17 protein-coding genes are annotated in these 22926 nt (G+C 65.3%); 8 read left to right on the forward strand and 9 right to left on the reverse strand.

The features are described 5' to 3' along the window. Nucleotides 1–11 precede the first annotated feature (11 nt). The 5 genes from JKP78_RS14920 to JKP78_RS14940 are packed head-to-tail and all read left to right on the forward strand — an operon-like array spanning nt 12 to nt 5211. A complete protein-coding gene (locus JKP78_RS14920; RefSeq protein ID WP_200626887.1) occupies nt 12–1766 on the forward strand; it encodes a bifunctional alpha/beta hydrolase/class I SAM-dependent methyltransferase in 1755 nt (584 codons plus the stop codon). Beyond that, nucleotides 1767–3215, forward strand: a complete 1449-nt coding sequence (locus tag JKP78_RS14925; RefSeq protein WP_200626888.1) for a phosphatase PAP2/dual specificity phosphatase family protein — start codon at nt 1767–1769, stop codon at nt 3213–3215. After that, nucleotides 3212–3643: a hypothetical protein gene (locus tag JKP78_RS14930; RefSeq protein WP_186685490.1), complete on the forward strand. Its 432-nt coding sequence runs from the start codon at nt 3212–3214 to the stop codon at nt 3641–3643. The genes JKP78_RS14925 and JKP78_RS14930 overlap by 4 nt, the downstream gene beginning before the upstream one ends. Nucleotides 3644–3653: 10 nt before the next feature. Continuing rightward, entirely contained in the window at nt 3654–4277 is a 624-nt protein-coding gene (locus JKP78_RS14935; protein ID WP_170032661.1) for a lysophospholipid acyltransferase family protein, read from the forward strand. Nucleotide 4278: 1 nt separating this feature from the next. Further along, entirely contained in the window at nt 4279–5211 is a 933-nt protein-coding gene (locus tag JKP78_RS14940) for a phosphatidate cytidylyltransferase (protein ID WP_170032663.1), read from the forward strand. A 167-nt stretch (nt 5212–5378) separates the two neighbouring features. Here JKP78_RS14940 and JKP78_RS14945 read toward each other — a convergent pair whose 3' ends face one another. Then, nucleotides 5379–5654: a metal/formaldehyde-sensitive transcriptional repressor gene (locus JKP78_RS14945; protein ID WP_170032665.1), complete on the reverse strand. Its 276-nt coding sequence runs from the start codon at nt 5652–5654 to the stop codon at nt 5379–5381. Nucleotides 5655–5724: 70 nt separating this feature from the next. On the opposite strand from JKP78_RS14945, the gene dmeF reads away from it, so the two are divergent. Together dmeF and JKP78_RS14955 are read left to right on the forward strand one after the other, a co-directional pair. After that, nucleotides 5725–6672, forward strand: coding sequence for a CDF family Co(II)/Ni(II) efflux transporter DmeF (gene dmeF, locus JKP78_RS14950; RefSeq protein WP_186685496.1), 948 nt, complete (start codon nt 5725–5727; stop codon nt 6670–6672). A gap of 96 nt (nt 6673–6768) precedes the next feature. After that, nucleotides 6769–7113 carry a cupin domain-containing protein gene (locus tag JKP78_RS14955; protein WP_003258412.1) on the forward strand — a complete coding sequence of 115 codons (345 nt, stop codon included), beginning with the start codon at nt 6769–6771 and terminating at the stop codon, nt 7111–7113. 144 nt (nt 7114–7257) lie between these two features. Here the strand turns inward: JKP78_RS14955 and mmsB are convergent, their stop codons facing one another. Continuing rightward, nucleotides 7258–8145 carry a 3-hydroxyisobutyrate dehydrogenase gene (mmsB, locus tag JKP78_RS14960; RefSeq protein WP_186685497.1) on the reverse strand — a complete coding sequence of 296 codons (888 nt, stop codon included), beginning with the start codon at nt 8143–8145 and terminating at the stop codon, nt 7258–7260. A gap of 10 nt (nt 8146–8155) precedes the next feature. Next, entirely contained in the window at nt 8156–9682 is a 1527-nt protein-coding gene (locus JKP78_RS14965) for a CoA-acylating methylmalonate-semialdehyde dehydrogenase (protein WP_200626889.1), read from the reverse strand. Nucleotides 9683–9814: 132 nt separating this feature from the next. On the opposite strand from JKP78_RS14965, the gene JKP78_RS14970 reads away from it, so the two are divergent. Next, the gene (locus JKP78_RS14970) at nt 9815–10765 is read left to right on the forward strand and encodes a LysR family transcriptional regulator (RefSeq protein WP_200626890.1); all 951 of its coding nucleotides are present in this window, start codon (nt 9815–9817) and stop codon (nt 10763–10765) included. Nucleotides 10766–10885: 120 nt separating this feature from the next. Here JKP78_RS14970 and JKP78_RS14975 read toward each other — a convergent pair whose 3' ends face one another. From JKP78_RS14975 to recC, 6 genes are all read right to left on the reverse strand, one after another. Next, the gene (locus tag JKP78_RS14975; protein ID WP_186685499.1) at nt 10886–11377 is read right to left on the reverse strand and encodes an OmpA family protein; all 492 of its coding nucleotides are present in this window, start codon (nt 11375–11377) and stop codon (nt 10886–10888) included. Beyond that, entirely contained in the window at nt 11374–12639 is a 1266-nt protein-coding gene (locus JKP78_RS14980) for a diguanylate cyclase domain-containing protein (protein ID WP_200626891.1), read from the reverse strand. The genes JKP78_RS14975 and JKP78_RS14980 overlap by 4 nt, the downstream gene beginning before the upstream one ends. Beyond that, a complete protein-coding gene (locus JKP78_RS14985) occupies nt 12636–13202 on the reverse strand; it encodes a YfiR family protein (RefSeq protein ID WP_186685504.1) in 567 nt (188 codons plus the stop codon). Before JKP78_RS14985 ends, JKP78_RS14980 begins: the two co-directional genes overlap by 4 nt. Nucleotides 13203–13397: 195 nt before the next feature. Next, a complete protein-coding gene (recD, locus tag JKP78_RS14990) occupies nt 13398–15473 on the reverse strand; it encodes an exodeoxyribonuclease V subunit alpha (protein ID WP_200626892.1) in 2076 nt (691 codons plus the stop codon). After that, entirely contained in the window at nt 15470–19147 is a 3678-nt protein-coding gene (recB, locus tag JKP78_RS14995) for an exodeoxyribonuclease V subunit beta (protein ID WP_200626893.1), read from the reverse strand. The genes recD and recB overlap by 4 nt, the downstream gene beginning before the upstream one ends. Then, nucleotides 19144–22626: an exodeoxyribonuclease V subunit gamma gene (gene recC / locus JKP78_RS15000; RefSeq protein ID WP_200626894.1), complete on the reverse strand. Its 3483-nt coding sequence runs from the start codon at nt 22624–22626 to the stop codon at nt 19144–19146. Before recC ends, recB begins: the two co-directional genes overlap by 4 nt. Between the last annotated feature and the right edge of the window lie 300 nt (nt 22627–22926).

Here is a 22926-nt window from a genome sequence, read left to right on the forward strand (position 1 = left end):
GGATGTTGACCATGCGCCAAGCGCAAGCACTGCACTTCAGTACCCATGACGGCGTCGAGCTGCATTACCGTCACTGGCCCGCCACCCGTAACGAACACCAGCCCCGCCGGGCTGTGGTGATGTTCCACCGCGGCCATGAGCATGGCGGGCGCATGGCCCACCTGGCCGATGAGCTGGACATGCCGGGCTATGACTTCTTCGCCTGGGATGCCCGTGGCCACGGCGAGTCCCCGGGAGCACGCGGCGACAGCCCGGGGTTCGCCACCAGCGTGCGCGATGTGCAGACTTTCATCGAGCATATCCAGGCCCGCCACGGTATCGCCGAGCCGGACCTGGTGGTGCTGGCGCAGAGTGTCGGTGCCGTGCTGGTCGCCACCTGGGCCCACGACTATGCCCCCAAGGTGCGCTGCCTGGTGCTGGCGTCGCCGGCGTTCAAGGTCAAGCTGTATGTACCGTTCGCCCGCCCCGGCCTGAAACTGCTGAAGGCCTTGCGCGGCAACTTCTTCGTCAACAGCTACGTCAAGCCACGCCTGCTCACCCACGACCCCGAACGGGTCATGTCGTACGTGGCCGACCCGCTGATCAGCCGGCCGATTTCGGTGACCATGCTGCTAGGCCTGTACGAAGCCGCCGACCGCGTGGTGGCGGATGCCCAAGCCATCCAGGTGCCGACCCAGCTGCTGGTATCCGGTGCCGACTTCGTGGTCGAGCGTCAGCCGCAGCAACGCTTCTTCGAGCGCCTGGGCAGTGCGCGCAAGGAAATGCACATCCTGCCGGGGTTCTTCCACGACACCCTGGGCGAGCGTGACCGGGCCCATGCCCTGCGGCGCATCGAGCGGTTCGTCGAGCACTGCTTCGCCAGCCCTGCGCCGCTGCCGTCGCTGCTCGATGCCGACAAGGTCGGCGCCAGTTGCGCCGAGGCCGAAAGCCTGGCCGCGCCATTACCGCACAACTCGCCCCGCGACCTCTACTGGCGCGCCACCCGCGCCGGGCTGCGCCTGGGCAAGGGGCTTTCGGAAGGCGTGAAGCTAGGGTTCGACACCGGTTTCGACTCGGGCAGTACCCTTGACTACGTGTACCGCAACCAGCCGACCGGCAAGGGCAAGCTGGGCCGTCTGGTCGATCGCAACTATCTCGATGCCATCGGCTGGCGTGGCATCCGCCAACGCAAGCTGCACGTCGAAGAGTTGCTGCGCCTGGCCATCGCCCGCCTGCGCGAACAGCAACGGCCGGTGCACATCGTCGATATCGCTGCCGGCCATGGCCGCTACATCCTCGAAGCCCTGCAGGAGCTGGAGCAACTGCCGGACTCGATCCTGCTACGCGATTACAGCGAGCTGAACGTGCAGCAAGGCAGCGCGCTGATCGCGGAAAAAGGCCTGGCTGACATCGCCCGCTTCGTCCAGGGCGATGCCTTCGACCGCCAGAGCCTGGCGACGCTGGAACAGCCGCCGACCTTGGCCGTGGTCTCCGGCCTGTACGAACTGTTCACCAGCAACCAGCTGGTGGGCAATTCGCTGGCCGGCCTGGCCGACGCGGTGGAGGATGGCGGCTACCTGGTCTACACCGGCCAACCGTGGCACCCGCAACTGGAGATGATCTCCCGCGCCCTCACCAGCCACCGCGGCGGCGAGGCCTGGGTGATGCGCCGGCGCAGCCAGGCCGAAATGGACCAGTTGGTCGAGGCAGCGGGCTTCCGCAAGCTGGCCCAGCGCATCGATGAATGGGGTATTTTCAGTGTCAGCCTGGCCCAACGGGTGCGCTGAATGAAGCCATCGCGCGAGCCCGGGCTGGTCCGCCGGGGCGTATTCTGGCTATTGCTGCTGGGGCCGCTGTTTTTCCTCAGCTATGGGCTGGCCAACAGCCACACGGTTGGGCGCAATGATGTCGGCAGCCTGGTGTTCGGCTGGGAAAGCCGCATGCCGTTGTGGCCGTGGACGATCATCCCGTACTGGTCGATCGACCTGCTCTACGGGCTGTCCTTCCTGCTGCCGCGCACGCGCCAGGAAATGGACCGGCATGCCCTGGCCCTGCTGACAGCACAGGTGATCAGCGTCAGCTGCTTCCTGCTCTGGCCGCTGCGCTTCACCTTCGCGCGGCCGGAACTGGATGGCGTGTACGGCTGGATGTTCGATGTGCTGATGGGGTTCGACAAGCCGTTCAACCAGGCGCCATCGCTGCATATCGCCCTGCTGGTGATCATCTGGACCATGTTTGCCCGGCATGTGCAGCGCCAGCCCTGGCGTTGGCTGATGCATGGCTGGATGACGCTGATCGGGGTATCGGTGCTGACCACCTGGCAGCACCACTTCATCGACGTACCGACCGGGGCGCTGGCGGGGTTCTTGTGTGTCTGGCTGTGGCCACACCAGGGCCGGCTGCCCTGGCAGCAGGCCCACCTTGCGCAGGATGCCAAGCGCTGGCGGTTGGCCTTGAGCTATGCCGCGGGTGCGCTGTTGTGCGCCGTGTTTGCCATGAATTTGGGGGGCGCCTGGCTGTGGCTGGCCTGGCCGGCCGTGTCGTTGGCGCTGGTGGCGTTGAATTACGGCCTGTTCGGTGCTGGCGGGTTTCAGAAAGGTGCCGATGGGCGCTTGTCGAATGCTGCCCGCTGGCTGCTGGCGCCTTATCTGCTGGGGGCCTGGGCCAATTCGCGCCTGTGGACCTGGCGACATCCGCAGGCGGATGAAGTGTGTGATGGGGTTTATCTGGGGCGGATTCCCGGGCGTGGCGCGCAGTTCGCTGCGGTGGTCGATTTATGCGCGGAGCTACCGTGTCATGTTCAGGACAGCGCGGCCTCTTGCAGGAGCGGCCTTGTGTCGCGAAAGGGCTGCGAAGCGGCCCCGGCAATATCTGCTGCGAAGCTGAAAACCTGGGGCCGCTTCGCGGCCCTTTCGCGACACAAGGCCGCTCCTACAAAGGTCGCGTCCGCCGTTGACTACGTCTGTTTTCCTACCCTGGACCTGATCGCCCCGCAAAGCCCATTGCTGCACCAGGCCGCCGTCGCCATCGAACGCCTGCGCGCCCAAGGCCCGGTGCTGGTCTGTTGTGCCCTGGGCTACTCGCGCAGCGCCAGCGCCGTAGCCGCCTGGCTGGTGGTCAGCGGCCGCTGCAGCGACGCTCGGCAGGCCGAAGCGCTGATCGGCAAAGCTCGCCCAGGGATAGTCTTGCGTCGCGCACACCACCAGGCCCTGCAACAACTGGGAGCACAATCATGATCCTGCTGCTGGTGGCCAGCCTGCTGGGCCGTGGCAAACAGCTGGAGCGGCTGTCCGACGGCCTCACCTTGCTGGCGCTCGCCTACGGCTTGGCGCCATTGCTGAATGCGCCGTTGCCACCACTGGCCAGCCTGCTGTGCAGCGTGCTGTTGGTACTGGGCGTACTTCACAAGTACTGGGCCATCCGCGTGGCGGTAGATGCCGACCTGTTTGCCCACCTTGTCAAGAGCTCCGACCTGCCGGCAGACACCCAGGCCCTGGACCGCGCCTTGTTCGAACTGAAACTCAAACCGCACGCCGCCGACTCGCGCGCCTGGCCTGCCCGCAGCCAGGCTGCACTGGCCCTGCTGCGCCGCCAGGCCGTATGCCTGGGCCTGCAGTTGGCACTGGCCTTGACTACCCTGCTGACACTGCCTTTGAAGGGATAACGACAACCCCATGCTCGCCAGCCTGACCGCCTACCTCATTACCTCCGCCGCCCGCCTGATCACTGGCGCCCGCGCCCTGTGGCTGGGCTGCACACCGCTGCCGGTGCAGCGCCTGTATTTCGCCAACCACAGCAGCCATGGCGATTTCGTGTTGCTGTGGGCCTCATTGCCAGCACCGCTACGCAAGCACACCCGCCCGGTGGCCGGCGCCGACTACTGGGCCAGGCCAGGTATCCGCGACTTCCTCATTCGCAAGGTGTTCAATGGCGTGCTGATCAACCGGCAACGCAGTGAAGGCCAGGGCAGCCCACTGCAGCCGATTCTCGAAGCCGTGGCCCAGGGCGACTCGCTGATCTTCTTCCCGGAGGGCACGCGCAACCTTGGCGATGAGCCGCTGATGCCGTTCAGGAGTGGGCTGTACCATCTGGCTGCGGCGAATCCCGACGTCGAGCTGGTACCGGTATGGATCGCCAACCTCAACCGGGTGATGCCCAAGGGCCGCGCCTTGCCTCTGCCGTTGCTGTGCACGCTGAGCTTTGGCGAACCGCTGCACCTGGAGGCTGATGAAAGCAAACAGGCGTTCCTCGAACGGGCCAGCAAGGCCCTGCTGAACCTGGCCCCCAAGGATGCCTGACATGGACCACAACACCCTTTCGCTGTTCGCCGGCATCGGCGCCCTGCTGCTGCTCGCCAGTGTGATCGGCCGCCTGCTGAAATGGCGCGCCGGCCCGGCACCACACGCGGTGATCGACAACCTCAACGCCCGCATCAATGCCTGGTGGGTCATGGTGCTGGTGATCGGCATCGCCTTCCTGTTCGGCAAGTACGGGGTGATCGTGCTGTTCTATGGCGTGTCGTTCTATGCCCTGCGTGAGTTCATGACCCTCACCCCGACCCGGCGCAGCGACTACCCGGCGCTGGTGGCGGCGTTCTACGTGGCGCTGCCGGTGCAGTACGTGCTGATCGCCATGGACTGGTACGGGCTGTTCAGTATCTTCATCCCGGTGTACCTGTTCCTGTTGTTGCCGATCCTGGCCAGCTTCGGTGGCGACACCACACGCTTTCTCGAGCGTGCCTCGAAGGTGCAGTGGGGGCTGATGATCGCGGTCTACTGCGTGTCGTCGGTGCCGGCACTGATGACCCTCGACATCCCCGGCTACGAAGGCCGCAACCTGCTGCTGATCGCCTGGCTGATCCTGGTGGTGCAAATCAGCGACGTGCTGCAGTACGTGTGCGGCAAGCTGTTCGGCAAGCACAAGGTGGCGCCCAACCTGTCGCCGTCGAAAACTGTCGAGGGCCTGGCCGGTGGCGTGGCGCTGGCCACCCTGACCGGCGCCCTGCTGTGCTGGATCACGCCGTTCACTTTCTGGCAGGCCGCGCTGATGGCGCTGGCAGTGAACGCCATGGGCTTCTTCGGCGGGCTGGTGATGTCGGCGATCAAGCGTGATCGCGGGGTGAAGGACTGGGGGCACATGATCGAAGGCCACGGCGGCATGCTCGACCGCATGGACTCGGTGTGCTTTGCCGCGCCGGTGTTCTTCCACTTTGTGCGCTATTGGTGGGCATGACCATACCCCCCAGGGGTATACGCATTCTTGTAGGAGCGGCCTTGTGTCGCGAAAGGGCTGCAAAGCGGCCCCGGTAATATTCGCGGCGAAGCTGAAACCGGGGGCCGCTACGCGCCCCATCGCGACACAAGGCCGCTCCTACAAAGGGTCGTGCCACGCCGGCGTAGTCACTTCAGGTACGAACGCAGCAACGCCGCCACCTTGTCGGCCTCGTCCTGCCGCGCCTCGGTGCTCAGCCCGTCCGCCACCAGGTGTTCGCGGATATGCCCTTCCATCACTTCGGCCATCAGCCCGTTCACCGCACCGCGCACGGCGGCGATCTGCTGCAGGATCGCCAGGCAGTCCTTGTCCTGCTCCAGCGCCGTCTCCAGGGCGGCGGCCTGGCCTTTGATCTTGCGCACCCGGGTCAGCAGTTGCTTCTTGCTCTTCAGGGTATGTGCCATAGGGTTTCACACCATGCTAGGTATACTGGGGTATAGTATATTTCTCGACATTCCGGAAGCATGATAAACCATGGCGACACAAACCTCAGACCGTTGGCAGCACAGCCACCAGTTCCATACCAGTAACCTCGGTGCCGAGCGCAAGACCCGCCTGGCGGTGTGGCTGACCGCCGTGATGATGGTGGCGGAAATTGCCGGCGGCTGGTTCTTCAACTCCATGGCGCTGCTGGCCGACGGTTGGCACATGAGTTCCCACGCGCTGGCCCTGGGCTTGTCACTGCTGGCCTACGCCGCTGCCCGGCGCTATGCCGGCGATCGGCGCTTTGCCTTCGGCACCTGGAAAATCGAGATTCTCGGCGGCTACTCCAGTGCCCTGCTGCTGCTCGGGGTGGCGGGGCTGATGGCCTTCCAGTCGGTCGAGCGCCTGCTGGCACCGGGGCCGATCCACTATGACCAGGCGATCTTCATCGCGGCCGTGGGCCTGGCGGTCAACCTGATCTGCGCCTGGCTGCTGCGGGACGATCACGATCACCACCATCATCATGATCATCACCATGGCCACGATCATCAGCACGACCACGGTCATCATCACCACGACCTGAACCTGCGCTCGGCCTACCTGCATGTGGTCGCCGATGCCGCCACCTCGGTGCTGGCCATCGTCGCCCTGCTGGCCGGCAAGTTCTGGGGCGCCGGCTGGCTCGACCCGGTCATGGGCCTGGTGGGGGCGTTGCTGGTGGCGCTGTGGGCCCGGGGGTTGCTGCGCGACACCAGCCGGGTACTGCTGGACGCGGAGATGGACGCACCGGTGGTGGCGGAAATACGCGAAGTGGTGGCACAGCTGCCGGTGCCGGCCAGCATTACCGACCTGCACGTGTGGCGGGTCGGCAAGGACCAGTACGCCTGCATCCTCGGCCTCGCCGCAGCTTGCGAACTCAGCGCCGACAGCGTGCGCCAGGCCTTGGGCGTGCACGAGGAACTGGCGCATGTCACCGTCGAGGTCAACCGCCTGGCATAGCGCGACCAGACAGCTGGACGTCGAGCCCAGGCAACTGCGGCTCGGCCGATGGCCCTATGGTGACGAGTCATTCAGCCAGTCACCAGGAGTTGTGCCATGTCCGATTTCATCACCGTCCTGCGCGAAACCTGCCCGACACCGGTCGTGGACGCCACCAAGTGGAAGCGCATCGGCGGCGATCCGCACACCGTCAACCTCAACGCCTACCTGTCGGCCGACGGCAGCAAGATCATGGGTACCTGGATCTGCACCCCGGGCAAGTTCGAGGTCAACTACGAGAAGTGGGAGTTCTGCCACTTCCTCGACGGCTACTGCATCATCACCCCGGAAGGCGAAGAGCCGAAGCACCTCAAGGCAGGTGACGTGTTCGTGATCGAACCGGGGATGAAAGGCACCTGGGAAGTGGTCGAAACCGTGCGCAAGTATTTCGTCTTCGCCTGATTGGTAAACTGTCCCGGCCCAACCGCCGCAAGCCGGCGATTGGGCCGGGACAGGCAAAAAAAATCGCGGATCAGGCGCCCTTCCCTCTGGTGCGCAGTTACAGAGGGAAGGCCACCTGGCCCGCGATGAAGTCCACCTCGCTGGTCAATCTTTCTTGCGGTAACTCTCGACGATGGCCGAGAAATCCTTGCCGCCTTCGCCGCGCAGGCTCATGGCCTGGTACAACTGCTGGGCCACGGCCCCGAGGATCACTGGTTGGTGCGCCTGGCGCGCCGCTTCGGTGGCCAGCCCCAGGTCCTTGAGCATCAGCTCGGCGCCAAAGCCACCGGTATAGCCCCGCGACGCCGGTGCGGTTTCGATGATGCCGGGCCATGGGTTGTAAGTGTCCGAACTCCAGCAACGCCCGGTCGAACTGTTGATGATGCCGGCCAGCACCTTGGTATCGATGCCCAGTGCATTGCCCAGGGCCATGGCCTCAGATACACCGACCATCGAGATACCCAGCAGCAGGTTGTTGCAGATCTTGGCGATCTGCCCGGTGCCGACTTCACCGCAATGCACGATGTTGCGGCCCATCTGTTCCAGTACCGGCTTGAGGGTGGCGAACAGCTCGGCGCTGGCACCAACCATGAAGGTCAGGGTACCTGCCGCCGCACCACCGGTGCCGCCGGAAACCGGCGCATCACCCATGTCCACGCCCTTGGCTGCGGCCGCCTTGGAGACATCGCGCGCGGTTTGCGGGTCGATGGTGCTGCAGTCCACGGTTGGCGTGCCAGGACGAATACCGGCCAGCACGCCGTCTTCGTTCAGGTACACGCTGCGTACATGGGCAGCGGCCGGTAGCATGGTGATCACCAGCTCGCTATTGGCCGCCGCGTCCTTGGGCGAAGGGCTGATCTGCCCGCCCAGTTCGGCGAGCTCGGCCAGCACGGCCTTGTTCAGGTCGAACAGGTTCAGTTGGTGGCCAGCCTTGATCAGGTTGCGGGCCATGGGTGCGCCCATGTTGCCGAGGCCGATGAATGCGATACGCATGACGCTCTCCTTAACGCAGGCTGATGGTGGTGTTCACACCGTCGTTGACGCTGTCGTCATCGAACCAGCGGGCGGTGACGGTCTTGGTCTGAGTGTAGAACTGCACCACTTGCTTGCCGTACGGGCCGAGGTCGCCGAGCTTGGAGCCACGGGAGCCGGTGAAGCTGAAGAACGGCACCGGTACCGGGATCGGAATGTTGATACCTACCTGGCCGATGTCGATTTCGCTCTGGAACTTGCGCGCTGCCGCGCCGCTCTGGGTGAACAGGCCAGTGCCGTTGCCGAATGGGTTGGCGTTGACCAGGGCGATGGCCTCGTCAAGGGTGTCGACTTCCAGGGTCACCAGTACCGGGCCGAAGATTTCCTGGGTGTAGATCTGCATGTCGGTCTTCACGCCCGAGAACAGGGTCGGGCCGACGAAGTTGCCTTGCTCATATCCCGGCACCTTGACGTCACGGCCATCGAGTTCCAGCTTGGCGCCTTCCTTGATGCCGCTTTCGATCAGGCCCAGCACACGCTCCTTGGCACGTTTGGAAACCACCGGGCCGACATCGGTGCCTGGCTCGCAACCGGCATTGACCTTGAGCTTGCTGGCCGCTTCCTTGATGTCCGGCAGCCATTCGCGCGCCTTGCCTACCAGGACCGCCACCGAGGTGGCCATGCAGCGCTGGCCCGCCGCGCCGAAGGCGGCACCGACCAGGGCGTTGATGGTTTGGGTGCGGTTGGCATCGGGCAGCACCACCGCGTGGTTCTTGGCGCCCATCATCGACTGCACACGCTTGCCGTGCTGGCTGCCCAGGTTGTACACGTGGGTGCCCACTTCGGTGGAGCCGACGAAGGAAATCGCCTTGATGTCCGGGTGGGTGCAGATGGCATCCACCACTTGCTTGCCACCGTGCACCACGTTGAGCACGCCAGCCGATACGCCGGCTTCCAGCGCCAGCTCGACCAGCAGCATGGTCGACAGCGGGTCCTGCTCGGACGGCTTGAGCACAAAGGTGTTGCCGCAGACGATGGCCATCGGGAACATCCACAGCGGGATCATGGCCGGGAAGTTGAACGGGGTGATACCGGCGCATACACCGATGGGCTGGCGCAAGGTATAGGTATCGACGCCAGCGGCGACGTTTTCGGCGAACTCGCCCATCTGCAGGGTACCGATCGAGGCGGCATGCTCGACCACTTCCAGGCCGCGGAAGATATCGCCTTCGGCATCGGCCAGGGTCTTGCCTTGTTCGGCACTGAGCACCTGGGCGATACGCTTGGTGTGTTCGCGGATCAGCGCCTGCAGCTTGAGCATGATGCGCATGCGTGCGCCAATCGGGGTATCGCGCCAGGTCTTGAAGGCACGCTGGGCAGCAGCCACGGCGGCGTCCACTTCCTCGGCGGTGGCGAACGGTACGCGCGCCAACACTTCCTGGGTGGCCGGGTTGACGATATCGCGCCATTCAGAGGTCTTGGACTCGACCCACTGGCCGTCGATCAGCAGCTTGACCCGGTCGATTTTGGTCTGGTTAGGGGATTGCGGTGCGTTCATCTGCATTCTCCTTGGAATTATTGTCGGGACGAGATCGCCAGCGCCGAGCAAACGCGAGGTGGCGTCCTGAGGCTTGTTTCGAGTATAGATGTGCAAACATCCAACAAGAACGCACAAAAAAACCGGATCATCATGCAAAAAGACCTCACATCCCTGAGCGCGCTCAACTGGGACGACCTGAAGTTCTTCCTCGAAGTGGCCCGTACCCGCAAGGCCAGTAGCGCCGCCAAGCGCCTGAGCGTCGACTACACCACGGTGTCGCGGCGCATCAGCTCGCTGGAGGGGGCACTCGGCACCCTGCTGTTCGAGAAGTCGCGGACCAACGGCTTTGTCCTCACCGCCGAAGGCCAGCGCCTGCTGGGCTATGCCGAGTCGATCGAGAGCACGCTGCACATGGCCTGCGAACAGGTATCCGGGTCGGGCGTGGCGTTGTCCGGGCATGTGCGCATGGGCTGCACCGAAGGTTTCGGCAGTTTCTTCGTCACCCCGCAGCTGAGCCACTTCGTCGATGCCTACCCGGCAATCTCGGTGGACATACTGCCGCTGCCGCACTTCATCAGCCTGTCCAAGCGCGAGGCGGACATCGTCATCGCCCTGGAGCGACCGGAGCATGGGCCGTACGTGTGCTGCAAGCTGTGCGACTACCGCTTGCGCCTGTACGCCACCCGGGAATACCTCGATAACCACGCCCCCATCCGCCAGATCGCGGACCTGGCCATGCACCCGTTCATCAGCTACGTGGACGACCTGGCGTTCAGTTCGGAGCTGCTGTACCTGGCCAACCTGATCCCCAGCGCCAGCGCGCATTTGCGCAGTACCAGCGTGATTGCCCAGTACACGGCGGCGCTGCAAGGGCGAGGGCTGGCGATATTGCCCTGCTTCCTGGCCGCGCAGGATCCACGACTGGTGACGGTACTGCCGGAAGAAATCGAGGTGACACGGCAATTCTGGATGTACTGCCGGGAGGATTTGCGCAAGTTGAAGCGGATTACCCTGCTGTGGGATTACATCCGCGGGGTGACCGAGGCGAATGCGCCGTTGTTGATGGGCGAGACGCGCGAGATGCGCTTTGCTCAGGAGTGAGCATGCTTGGGCGCATCATCGATAGTGTGGGAGCGGGCTTGCCCGCAAACACCGGCGGAGCCGGTGCCAGGCACCCTGTAGCCCGCTCTCGCAAGTAGGTCTGTAACCGTAGGGCGGGAATCAGTAGGAAGCCACGACGATAGACACCCGCCGGTTCTCGGTACGCCCGGCGCTGGTGCGGTTGTCCGCCACCGGCTGGCTGCTGCCCAGGCCGCGACTGTGGATATTCTGCGCCGGCATGCCTACCGCGACCAACGCTTGGGCCACGCTTTGCGCACGCCGCTCGGACAACTGCTGGTTGTATGCCGCCTTGCCCGACGCGTCGGCATGCCCGTCCACCCGCACGCCCTGGATGCCAACGCCGAGCAATGCCTTGCCGATACGTTCGACAATCGCCTGGCTCTGGCTGTTGAGGCTGTCCAGGTCGCTGCCGAACAGCACCTTGCCCGACAAGTCATAGGCCCACCCTTCATCGGTCGGGGTGAAGCCTTCGCGCTTGAGCACGGCGACCTGTTCGGCGCTCAGGCCTTTGGGCGGCGCGCTCTGGCAGCCAGCCAAGGCCAGCAGCGCCAGCAACAAGGCCCATAGGGGGAAACGCAAAGCCTGCTTCACGGGTTCAACTCCTGTTGTTGGTTTCCATCTGTGCTAACCTGCCAGTGCCCGCGGCGATTGCGCTTGGCCTGGTACATCGCCGCGTCAGCGGCATTCAGAAGGCTGGCGGGATCGCTGCCGTCATCTGGGTAATAGGCGATACCGACACTCAACGAGGTGGCGATACTGCGGCCACTGTCCAGTTGCACCGGCAGTTTCATGCTGGCAACGATCTTCTCGGCAACGCGCTCGGCATCCTGGCGCGAATGCAAAGGCGTCAGCAGCACGGCGAACTCGTCGCCGCCCAGGCGTGCCACCAGGTCGTGCTCACGCAGCTGGGCGCGCACACGGTCGGCCACGCTGATCAGCACTTCATCGCCCACGGCATGGCCGAGGGTATCGTTGATCTGCTTGAAGTGATCACTGTCGAGAAACAGCAGCGCCAGGTGCTCCTGCTGCCGCTCGGCATTGCGCAGGCTGCGGGTCAGGCGCCCCTCGAAAAAGGCGCGGTTGGGCAGGCCGGTCAAGCTGTCATGGCTGGCCTGGTGGGCCAGCGTCTGGTTTTCGTTCTGCAGGTGGCTGTGCCACACCTCCAGTTCGTCGAGCAGGGCGTTGAAGTCATTGCCCAGTTCATTGAGCTCGGCAATCGCTGCCTCCGGTACACGCCGATCGAAGCTGCGCTCCCGGCGGGCGGCATGGGCGACACTGGCCAGGCCGCGCAGCGGGCGGACGATATCACCGAGCAAACGCCGCGACAGGTGTTGCGCAGCCAAGGCGCTGAGCAGCGTACAGAACAGGATGCCGGCCAACCCACTGAGCAGGAACAGCAACAGGCTACGCCCCTGGCCGACCAGTTCGATGCGCCCTACCTGCCGCTGCTGGTGGGTGATCGGCAGGTTGACCGGTTCATCCAGCAAGGCGCTGGCAACCTGCCCTTCCAACCGCGCAAGCAGGCCACTGTCACTGCGCTGCCAATGCGCCAGTTGCTGGCCTTCGTTGTCGAATACCCTGGCTTCGGCCACTTCCTCGGCGCTGGCGATCAGCGCCAGCGCTTCGTTGGCCGCAGCGCTGTCATCGAACACCACGGCCGCTTCCACGGTGTAGCTGATCGAACGGGCGATCAGGTGCAGGTTATGGTTGGCGTAAACACGCAGGGCAAGCACGCCCAGCAGGGTCAGCGAAACACCAGCCAGGCCGACGGCGAGCAAAGCGACGCTCAGGTGGCCACGGCCGAGCACCGAGCGCAGGGTCGGGCGGGCGCCGCGCTTGTGCGCCGGCTTCATGGCTGCACCGCCCGGCGCTGCGACAACTGCAGCACGCTGGGGTGAATGCGCACGCCGGAGCGTGCCACCGAGTCGAGGTTGACCTCGAAGGCGACTTGTCGGTCGCTGACCCGCAGGCAGAACAGGCTGCCGACCGTGCACGGATCGTCCGCTTCGCTGATGCTCAGTACCGGGTGGCCACTGACGCGCTCGAACAGCCGGTCACGCTGGCCCTGGTCGAGCTTGCCGATATAGATGGCATCGCAGGCCTGGGCAACCTGGCTGTCCGTCGCCAGCAGGCGCCGTACCTGCAGCGGCTGACCGGACTCCTGGACGTGGCCTTTGATCAGGTCATCGGCGTACTCGGTCGGGCCGACCAGGCATAGCCGCAAGGGTGACGGCTCCACGGGCCAGCGGGCATAGCTGAAGATACCCAGTACGACCTGGGTGACGGCTTTGGCGCGTTGCTGCGCCTGGGCGACGGTTGTGGCGGTGTCCGCCTGGGCAGGACCTGCTGCAAGGAACAGGGCGGCCAGCAATAGCGAAAGCACACAGCTTGTCACTCGCCTTGCGGCCAGCTTCATGCGGGAAATCTCTCAAGATCCTATCGGAATACGGCGCAACGATAGCATATGGCCGCATCCTGTGTAGGAGCGGCCTTGTGTCGCGAAAGGGCGGCAAAGCCGCCCCCGCGATAGCTGTGGCGCTGCCGAAAGCGGGGGCCGCTTTGCGGCCCTTTCGCGACACGAGGCCGCTCCTACAGGGGAACGCGTAAGGTTTCAGACCTGTTCCAGCATCAACCCGGAAATACGCCGTACCTTGCGCGCCACCGCTTGTTCGAAAATGCCCTGGCGGGGTTCGACCAGGCTGAAGCAGTGCTTGGCACGGGTGATACCGGTGTATACCAGTTCCTTGGTCAGCACCGGGTTCAGCGCATCCGGCAGCACCAGGGCGGTATGACCGAACTCCGAGCCCTGCGACTTGTGCACGGTCATGGCGAATACCGTTTCCACCTCGTTCAACCGGCTGGGCAGGACGAAGCGCACCCCGCCACTGCCGTCGTTACGCGGGAAGGCCACGCGCAGCAGGGGCTCGCCGCGCTCGTCGGGCAGGCGCAGCGCAATACCGATGTCACCGTTCATCAGGCCCAGGCCGTAATCGTTGCGCGTCACCAGCACCGGGCGCCCTTCGTACCAGGGCTGCTGGCTGTCGATCAACCCGGCATTGTGCAGCACCCGCGCCACCCGCTCGTTGAGGCCTTCGACACCCCAGGCCCCGCGGCGTACCGCGCACAGTAGCTGGAAGTCCTCGAAGCTGTGCAGCACTCGGCCTGCCCATTGCTCCCATGCTGGGTCATCGAAGGCGGTATCCAGCGCCGGACGGTAGCGCCCGAGGGTGCGCAGGTAGCTGCGGTAACCTTGCGGGCCATCGCTGCCACGGTCGAGGCCGTCGAGCAGCAGGCGATCGAAGACGCGGTCGTGCTCTTGTTTCAGGGCCAGGCTGTGCACGTCGGGTGGCGGCATGGCCAGCAGGTTACGCGCCGCGTACGCCTCCTGGCGGTTTACCAGCCGCGCCAGCTGGCCAATGCCGCTGCCCTCGCCGAAACGCCGCGAGAAGCGCAACATCACCACCTGCTGGGCCAGCGGATGGCGCTGCTCGTCACCGCTCTTGAGGCCGCTGCCGGCCAGCGACTCGCCACCGACCTGCTCCAGCCATGCCTGGGTCGCCGGCGAGTAACAGCCGTCTTCGGCGTCACGGCACAGGTCGCCGAGTACCGCGCCGGCCTCGACCGAGGCCAGTTGGTCCTTGTCACCCAGCAGCACCAGGCGCGCCCGTGGCGGCAGGGCATCGAGCAGGTTGGCCATCATTTCCAGGTCGATCATCGAGGCTTCGTCGACCACCAGCACGTCCAACGGCAACGGGTTGCCGGCATGGTGACGGAAGTGTCGCGAGCCTGGTCGGCTGCCGAGCAGGCGGTGCACGGTGCTGACCTCGGTAGGGATTTGCCCGCGCACCTCGGCGCTGACCTGCAGGCGCTCGACTTGCTGGCCGATGGATTCGGTCAGGCGCGCGGCCGCCTTGCCGGTCGGCGCGGCCAGGCGAATGCGCAGTGGCCTGCCCTGCTCCACCGCTGGCGCCTGCAGCAAGGCCAACAGGCGTACCACGGTGGTCGTCTTGCCGGTACCGGGGCCGCCGGTGATGATGCTGAAGCCGGCGCGGGTGGCCAGGGCGCAGGCGAGTTTCTGCCAGTCGACCTGGCCTGCCGGCGCGCCCCCATCGAACAGTTGCGCCAGGCGGCCGGGCAGGTCGGCCGGTGCTGCTTCAGCCTGAGTCAGGCGCTGGCGCAGGATATGGTCGATGCGCCGCTCGTAATTCCAGTAGCGGCGCAGGTACAGGCGCTCGCCGCTGAGCACCAGCGGTCGCGCTTGCTGCCCTGGGGTATCGCCGGCAGCCACCAGCGCGCTGGCGGCAATCCGTTGGCGCCAGGCGTGCAGGTCGAGGTTGGCCAACAATTGCGAGGGCAGCAGCAAGGGGCCGGTCAAGGCATCGCCTTCGGGCGGTAACGACAGCGCAAAGTCAGGCTCTGCCAGGGTTTGCTGCAGGTCGAGGCAGACATGGCCATGGCCCAGCTGGTGGCTGGCCAGGGCGGCAGCCAGCAACAGCAAGGGATCGCTGCCGGGGGCGCGTTCTTCCAGGAACGACACGAACGCGCGGTCCAGGGCCCGCAACCAGCCGCGCTCCACCCAACGGTCGAGCAGTTGCAGCAGGTCAGCGCTGTCGTCTCGTGGCTTCAGGGCCAGCAAATGCTCAGCCTGCAGCGGGGTTGGCAACAGGTCGACGAGGCTGCGGCTCATATCATGGCTCCGGCAAACAGGTCCTGCTGCATGGGCGGGTGCTCGCCGCGGAACAGCGCATCGAGGCTTTCGATCAGCTCACGCGGCGGCTTGGCGTGATACACGCCGTGGCCGCTGCTGCTGGCACCGCGCAGGAAGATGAACAGGGCGCCGCCGACATGGCGGTCGTAGTCATAATCGGGCAGGCGAGCGCGCAGCTGGCGATGCAGGGCCAGCACATACAACACGTACTGCAGGTCGTAACGGTGTTCGAGAATGGCTTTTTCCATGGCCAGGCCATCGTAGGCCTGGATGTCCGGGCCCAGCCAGTTGGACTTGTAATCGGCCACGTAGTAGCGCCCGTCCAGCTCGAATGCCAGGTCGATGAAGCCTTTGAACATGCCGTTGAGCAAGGTCGGTTGCGCCGCGGGGCGCGCCCGGCCGGGGTGGGTATGGCGAGCCACCAGGCGGTCGAGCTGTTCGGCATCGACCTGACGGCTGGCGAACCAGAACTCCATTTCGACCTGATAGTGGCGCAACTGCCCAAGGGTCACGCTCAAGCCCTTGCCTGCCAACGGCAACGCCTCGCCCAGCAGGCGTTGCAGCCATTGGCTTAGGGTGGTGATCCAGCCGGTCCAGTCACGCCGGTTGCAGCGCTGGCCGACGGTTTCCTGGATCAGCTGCGGGTTGCCACTCACCTGGCTGAAGCCCTCACGGCCCGCCCACTCAAGCAAGCCGTGGAGGAACGTGCCAGGGTTGGGCCCACGCGGGAAGCGGTGGATATCGCCACTGTCGGCCGGTACCTCGCGCAACATCTGCGCATCGGCCCTTTCGTCGTCGAACAATTGCTGTGCCTGCGAGCTGTCGGCGCCGAGCGCTTGCTCGCCAATGCGCAGGGCGCTGTACGAGGCGATCCACCAGTGCTCGGCCGCCGCGCGGCGCGGCTTGCGGGCCGGCAGCAGCTCTCGCGCGGCATGTGGCATGCGGTACAGCTGCTGATCCGCCTGCGGCAGGCCTGGGCAGCTGATGTGCGGGCTGGTTGCCGCCAGGGCCTGCAACCAGCTCCCCAGTTGCTCCGAGCTCGGCAAGGCGAGGCCGCCACCAAGCAGGTAGCCGAACGCCGAACGGTGCAACTGCGAGCTTCTCTGGTTACCGCGCTTGAGGTCGGCAACGCCCAGCCAGCAGGCATGCTGGGCCCGGGTCAGGGCCACGTAGAGCAGGCGCAGGTCCTCGGCCAGGCGCTCGTCATCGGCGCGCGCGATCTGTTCCGGGTCGGGCGTGAGGGTGAGATGAGCGTTACCCAGGCTGTCATGCCAGGCCAGCGGCAGACGGCTGCCATCGACCGGTTTGCTGGTACAGATGAACGGCAGGTAGACCAACGGGTATTCCAGGCCCTTGGACTTGTGAATGGTCACCACCTTGACCAGTTGCTCGTCGCTCTCCAGGCGCAGGATCTGCTCCTCGCCGGCCTGCCCGGAACTGGCCAGGTGCTCGGCCAGATGCCGAATCAGCGCTTGTTCGCCGTCCAGTTCGCCAGCGGCCTGCTGCAACAGCTCGGCCAGATGCAGCAGGTTGGTCAGCACCCGCTCGCCATCACTGCGGCGGATCAGCGTGCGCGGCAGCTGGAAGTCATGCAGCAGATGCCGCAGCATTGGCAGCACGCCCTGGCGCTGCCAGATATCGCGGTAACGGCGAAAACGCATGACCCAGTCTTCCCAGACGCGCTCGTCCTGGTTCAGCCGGTCCAGCGCCGCCAGTGACAGATTGAGGGTCAGGCTGGCCAGGGCGGCCTTGAGCAGGCGCTCCGAGTCGGGTTCGGCACAGGCCTTCAGCCAGGCCAGCAGGTCGTGCGCTTCCTGGGCGGCGAATACCGAGTCCTTGTCGGACAGGTAGACGCTGCGCACTTCGCGCGCGGCCAGCTCGGCACGAACCATTTGCGCCTCGTGCCCATCACGCACCAGGATGGCGATGTCAGAGGGCAGGCACGGGCGCAGTTCGCCCTCGGCAGTGCGGAAACCTGCACTGCCCTGCTGGCCACCATTGAGCAAGGCAACGATATGGCTGGCGCAACTGGCGGCCAGTTGCTGGCGGTAGACGCTGCCGGAAACGGGCTCCTCGCTTTCCAGCTGCCAGCATTGCAGGGCGGCACAGGGTTCACCGTCGATCAGCAATTGCTCGTCCCGGCCTTTGGCACGAACCTCGATGAACGGCAGCGGGTTGTCATCGGCCTCGCGGAACAGGAACGCCCCGCGCCCGGCTTCACGCGCCTCGGCCTGCAGGAACAGCTGGTTCACCGCTGCGACCATGGCCTTGCTGGAGCGGTAGTTGGTATCCAGGCTGTGCAGGCGGCCGCTGGTGGCGCGGCGCGCAGCAAGGTAGGTGTAGATGTCGGCGCCACGGAAGGCGTAGATCGCCTGCTTGGGGTCGCCGATCATGAACAGCCCGGTCTGCGCGCGGTTCTCGCTGATCCGGTAGATACGCTCGAAGATGCCGTACTGCACCGGGTCGGTGTCCTGGAATTCGTCGATCAGGGCGACCGGGAACTGTTCGCGGATCAGCCCGGCCAGGCGTTCGCCGGCCTCGCTGGCCAGGGCATGTTGCAGGCGTAGGAGCATATCGTCGAAGCCCATTTCCGCACGCCGCCGTTTTTCCACTTCGAAACGTGCCGATACCCAGCTGGCGGCGTGCTCGAGCAAGGGCGCCTCCGGGCTGTCCAGGGCTTGCAACTGCTGCTGCAGGGCCTGCATGGCATCGAGGGCCGGGTGGACGGGTGGCTCACCGGACTTCCACGCGTCAAGCATGCCCGCCGGCGTCAGGCGGCTGAAGCCGCTGCCCAGCTCCAGCTCGACCAGCTGCTCGTCAGCAGCCCAGGCGCACAGCTTGTCGCACCAGGAATCAAAATACTGTGCGCGCATCTTGCGGCCATCGACCTGCTTGGCGGCCACCGCAGCATGGCAGATCTGCCGCAGCTCCTCCGCCCATTGCGCCCATGGCGCCTTGAGCCGGGCCAATTGCTCGCCACGCTGTTGCAGCGACGCCTGGATCAGCGCCGCCGGTTCCAGCCCTTCCTGCTGGGCGCGCACCCGGCCGAACAGCGGGCGGATGCGCGGCAGCAAGGCGTCGGGGCTGCCCCAGTGGTTGCGCACCCAGGCCAGCGCATCGCCCTGCATGCCATAGCAGAAGCGCCGCCAGTAATCGCGCACCACTTGCGCCAACAAGTCGCTGTGGTCGGTTTCCAGGGTCTGGGTGAACAGGCTGCCGCTGTCGAAGGCGTGCTCGCGCAGCATGCGTTGGCACCAGCCGTGGATGGTCGACACGGCGGCCTCGTCCATCCATTGCACGGCGATTTCCAGGCGCCCGGCACAGCGCGGCCAGGCCTCTTCCGGGTAGTCACCACGCAGTTGATGCAACAGCGGATCAGCGGCTTGCAGTTCACCGCGGAAGAACCGCGCGGCTTCCGCCAGGCGGGCGCGGATGCGCTCGCGCAGCTCTTTGGTCGCGGCGTCAGTGAAGGTCACCACCAGGATTTGCGGTGGCAGCAGCTCGCGATCGAAGCCCTGCTCGCCGCCATGGCCGAGGATCAGGCGCAAGTACAGCGCAGAAATGGTAAAAGTCTTGCCCGTGCCGGCACTGGCCTCGATCAGCTGGCTGCCATGCAGGGGGAAACTCAGTGCCAGGGGACGGTCCTGGGTCATGCGCCTTTCTCCGGGTTGCCCAGGGTCTGCCAAGGGGCGTCGAACAGCGGGCGGTACAACGTTTCGCACCAGCCTTCGAAGGTTTCATCGGCGGTGAGCGCGGCAAAGTCACGGAACTGGCGGGCCAGGGCGACGCTTTCACTGCGCTCGCCGAAGCTGGTGCGCCCGTCGCCTTCGTAGGCGCGGGTTGCGGCGGCCAGGGCTTTGTCGCTGTCGTCCTGGGCCAGCCAGGCGAACGCGGTCTTGGCCGCGACCGGCAACGGCGCGTTCATCGCCGCCTGACGGGCCACCAGCAAGTCACCCAGCAGTTGCGCCGCCTGCACCTGCGGCAATGGCGCAAGCAGCAGGGTCAGGTCACTGGCCACCAGTGCGCTGTGATAGGGATAGCCCGCCGCGCACGCTGCCAGGTGGGTGACCCAGGGCACGATCAGGCGGTGCCACTTGAGGGCATTGCGCCCCGCACTGATGGTGTTGGGCACGGTCGAGATGCTCAGCAGGCTCTGGTCATCGGCCTGGAACACCCGGCCCAGCCAGCCTTCGAGGCGATGCTGGCCATGTTCGAAATGCACCGGTAACGCGCCCTCGACCAGGTGTGGCCAGCGTTGCAACAACTGGCGGTGGCGTTGCAGCAAGTCTGGCAGCGGCTCGATCAGCTCGCGCTGCAGCAACTCGCCGAACCCCGCCAGTGGCAGCAGGCCACAGGCCTGCAGGCGCTGGGCCTGCGCCTGCAGGGCCTGTTCGGAATTGTCCGGCTCGGCCAGCGCGGCACCGAGCAGGCTTTCGCTGGCACCGTAGCGTTGCAGGGCATCGAGAACGAAGGGCTCTTCGTCCGGGGTCGGTGCCTCCAAGGCTTCGAAGTACACTTTCAGGCGCTGGCTGAAGAAGTGCCGCACCGGGTGGCGCAGAAAGTCACCCAACAGGCTCAGGCTCAGGGCTTCGTCATCCTGATAGGGCGGCAGGCCAGGGTCACCTTGCTCGTCATCCAGCCCCTGCTGGTGCAGCACCTGCCACTCATGGGCAAAGCTGAACAGCGGGCTGCCTTGCTGGAAGTAGCGCGGGCTGAACGGCTGCAACGGGTGCTCCTGGGTAAGCGCATGCAGCAGCTGTTCGCCGGGTTCGGCAGGCTGCCCTGGCTGTGCATTTGCCAGTAGCCAGCCGGCCGCAAGGTGGTCACGCAGCTGGCCGATCAGTACCGAGGCCGGGCGTTCGCTGTTGTCGCGGATGCTACGCCCGACCCAGCTGACATAAAGCTGGTCGCGTGCCGACAGTAACGCCTCCAGGAGCAGGTAGCGGTCATCCTCGCGGCGCGAACGGTCACCCGGGCGGTAGTCACTGGCCATCAGGTCGAAGTCCAGCGGTTGCTGGGCGCGGGGGTAGTCGCCATCGTTCATGCCCAACAGGCAGACCACCCGGAACGGGATGGCGCGCATCGGCATCAGGGTGCAGAAGTTCACCGAGCCGGCGAGGAAGCGCTGGGACAACTTGCCCTGGTCAAGGCCCGACAGCCAGGCTTCGCGTACGACGGTCAACGGCAGCGGGTCTTGCAGGCCAACGGCCTCGCATACCTCAAGCCAGCCGTCGCGCAGATCCTGCAATTGCATCAGCAGAAACTCGTCACGCTCACCCTCGGCCAGGAAGAATACCTGCAACAAGGCATGCAGGCGCTCCCCCCACTGACTGACCGTGGCAGGTTCGGACAAGGCCTGGCAGGCCACGTCGAGGGCCTCGAGCAAGGCGGCCAGCGGGCCTATCAGTGCTGCATCCAGCCCACCGATTTCATCGTAGGGTTCGATGTCGTCGCAGGCTGCTCCCACACCCACGGCATAACCCAACAACATCCGCCGCAGGCCGAACCGCCAGCTGTTCTGTTCCAGGCCTGCTGGCAAACCCAGGCTGGCCCGCTGCTCGGCATCGAGGCCCCAGCGGATGCCGGCGCCCTCGATCCAGCGGTGCAGCGTGGGCAGGTCGCTTTCGCGGATACCGAAACGGGCGCGGACTGCCGGCACGTCCAGCAGGTCGAGTACTTCACTGACCGCGAAGCGGCTGTCCGGCAGCTTGAGCAGGTGTTCGAGGGCAATCAGCAAGGGCTCGCGGCCGCGCTGGCCCTGGTCGGTCAGGGTGAACGGGATGTAGCGCGGGTCGTTGCGCTGCAACTGGCCGAAAACGGCGCGGATATGCGGTGCATAGGTATCGATGGCCGGCAGCATGACGATGACGTCACGAGGGCGCAGGGTGGGGTCGGCACTGAAGCGGGCCAGCAACTGGTCATGGAGTATCTCCACTTCACGCTGCGGGCTGTGGGCAATGTGGAAGCGGATCGAGCGATCCTGCGTCGGGTCAACTGCCGGCCACAGCTCGCGGGTTTCGGCGAGCGGACGCAGTTCGAGGATGTCGTCCTGCAACTGGTTGAGCAACGTGGCAGGCGAGCCGTCGCTGAACAGGTCGATGCGGCCATCGCTGAACACGCCTTGGTAACTGGCAGGGTCATCGTAACTGTCGAGCAGGTTGATGTAGTCGCGGCCTTGTTTGCCCCAGGCGGCCAGCAGCGGGTGGGCATGTTGATGCAGCGACTGGTCGTCCAGTTGCAGGGGCATGCCTTGCTTGCGCTGCTGGCGCTTGTACTGATGCCGCAGCAGGTCCTTGTCGGCAACGATATCGGCCCAGTGGTGGCGACATGGGTTATGCACGCACAGCAACACTTGGCTGAAGCGTGCCAGGCCGGCGAGTGCTTCCAGGGCCTGGGCTGGCAACGAGGAAATGCCAAACACGATGACCCGGGGCGGTAGCCCAGGCGGTGCCTGTTCCAGGCTGTTGATGCGTTCGATGAAACGCTGATGGACGCCGGCACGGCTCTGCGCCATGCCCTGCTCGCCGACATCTTCCAGCAATGCCCGCCATAACTCGGCTTGCCAGCGGTTCCCCGGGGGCAGTGGTTTGCGCTCGCCACGGGCGGTGTTGAGGATGTGCTCACCGGCAGCCCAGTCCTTGAGCCAGTCAGCGCGGTACACCTGGTATTGGTCGAACAGGTCGGCCAGGCGCTCGGCGAGCTGATAGCGCTTGCGCAGGTCACTGTCGTCGGTAAGGAAGCGCCGCAACGGCTCGAAATGCGGGCGTTCGATCAACGCCGGGAGCAGGCGCATCAGGCGCCAGGTCAATGGTGCCTTGTCGAGCAGGGAAACCTGGGGAATTTCGTCGCGCCCCAGCAGGCTCCGGTACAGCTGCCACATGAAGCTGCCTGGTAGTTGCACGTCGATGGCAGCAGCGATGCCGCAGCCGCCAAGGTCATCTTCCAGTGGGTCTGCAGCCAGGGCCAGTTTGAGCCATTGGGCGATGCCGTTGCTTTGTACCAGGGCGATTTCGTTTTCCAGCGGCGCCAGGGGATAGCGACGCATCCAGCTCACCACCAGGCTGCGCAGGTCGTCGAGGCGGTTGCCATGGACGATCATGAAGCCGGGGTGAAGGTGGGTGGTGCTGGGCATCGACAGGTCTCTGCAAGGCGCTGGTGGCTGAGGGGGGAACGATATCACGCGAACAGTGTAAGAGCGGCTTTAGCCGCGAAACCGGCGACGCGGTTTGCCAGGTCGATCGGGGTTGCAGGGTGGCGGCCGCTGTGCGGCCGATCGCGACGCAAGGCCGCTCCTACAAGGTCGCGCTGGTTTCGCCGGCGCAAAGACAAAACCCCTACCTGCATGCGCAGATAGGGGTTTTGCGAAATGAATCTTGACGATGACCTACTCTCACATGGGGAAGCCCCACACTACCATCGGCGATGCATCGTT

Origin of the sequence: Pseudomonas sp. LAM2023, assembly GCF_016620375.1 — a bacterium.
Lineage (GTDB): Bacteria > Pseudomonadota > Gammaproteobacteria > Pseudomonadales > Pseudomonadaceae > Aquipseudomonas > Aquipseudomonas anuradhapurensis.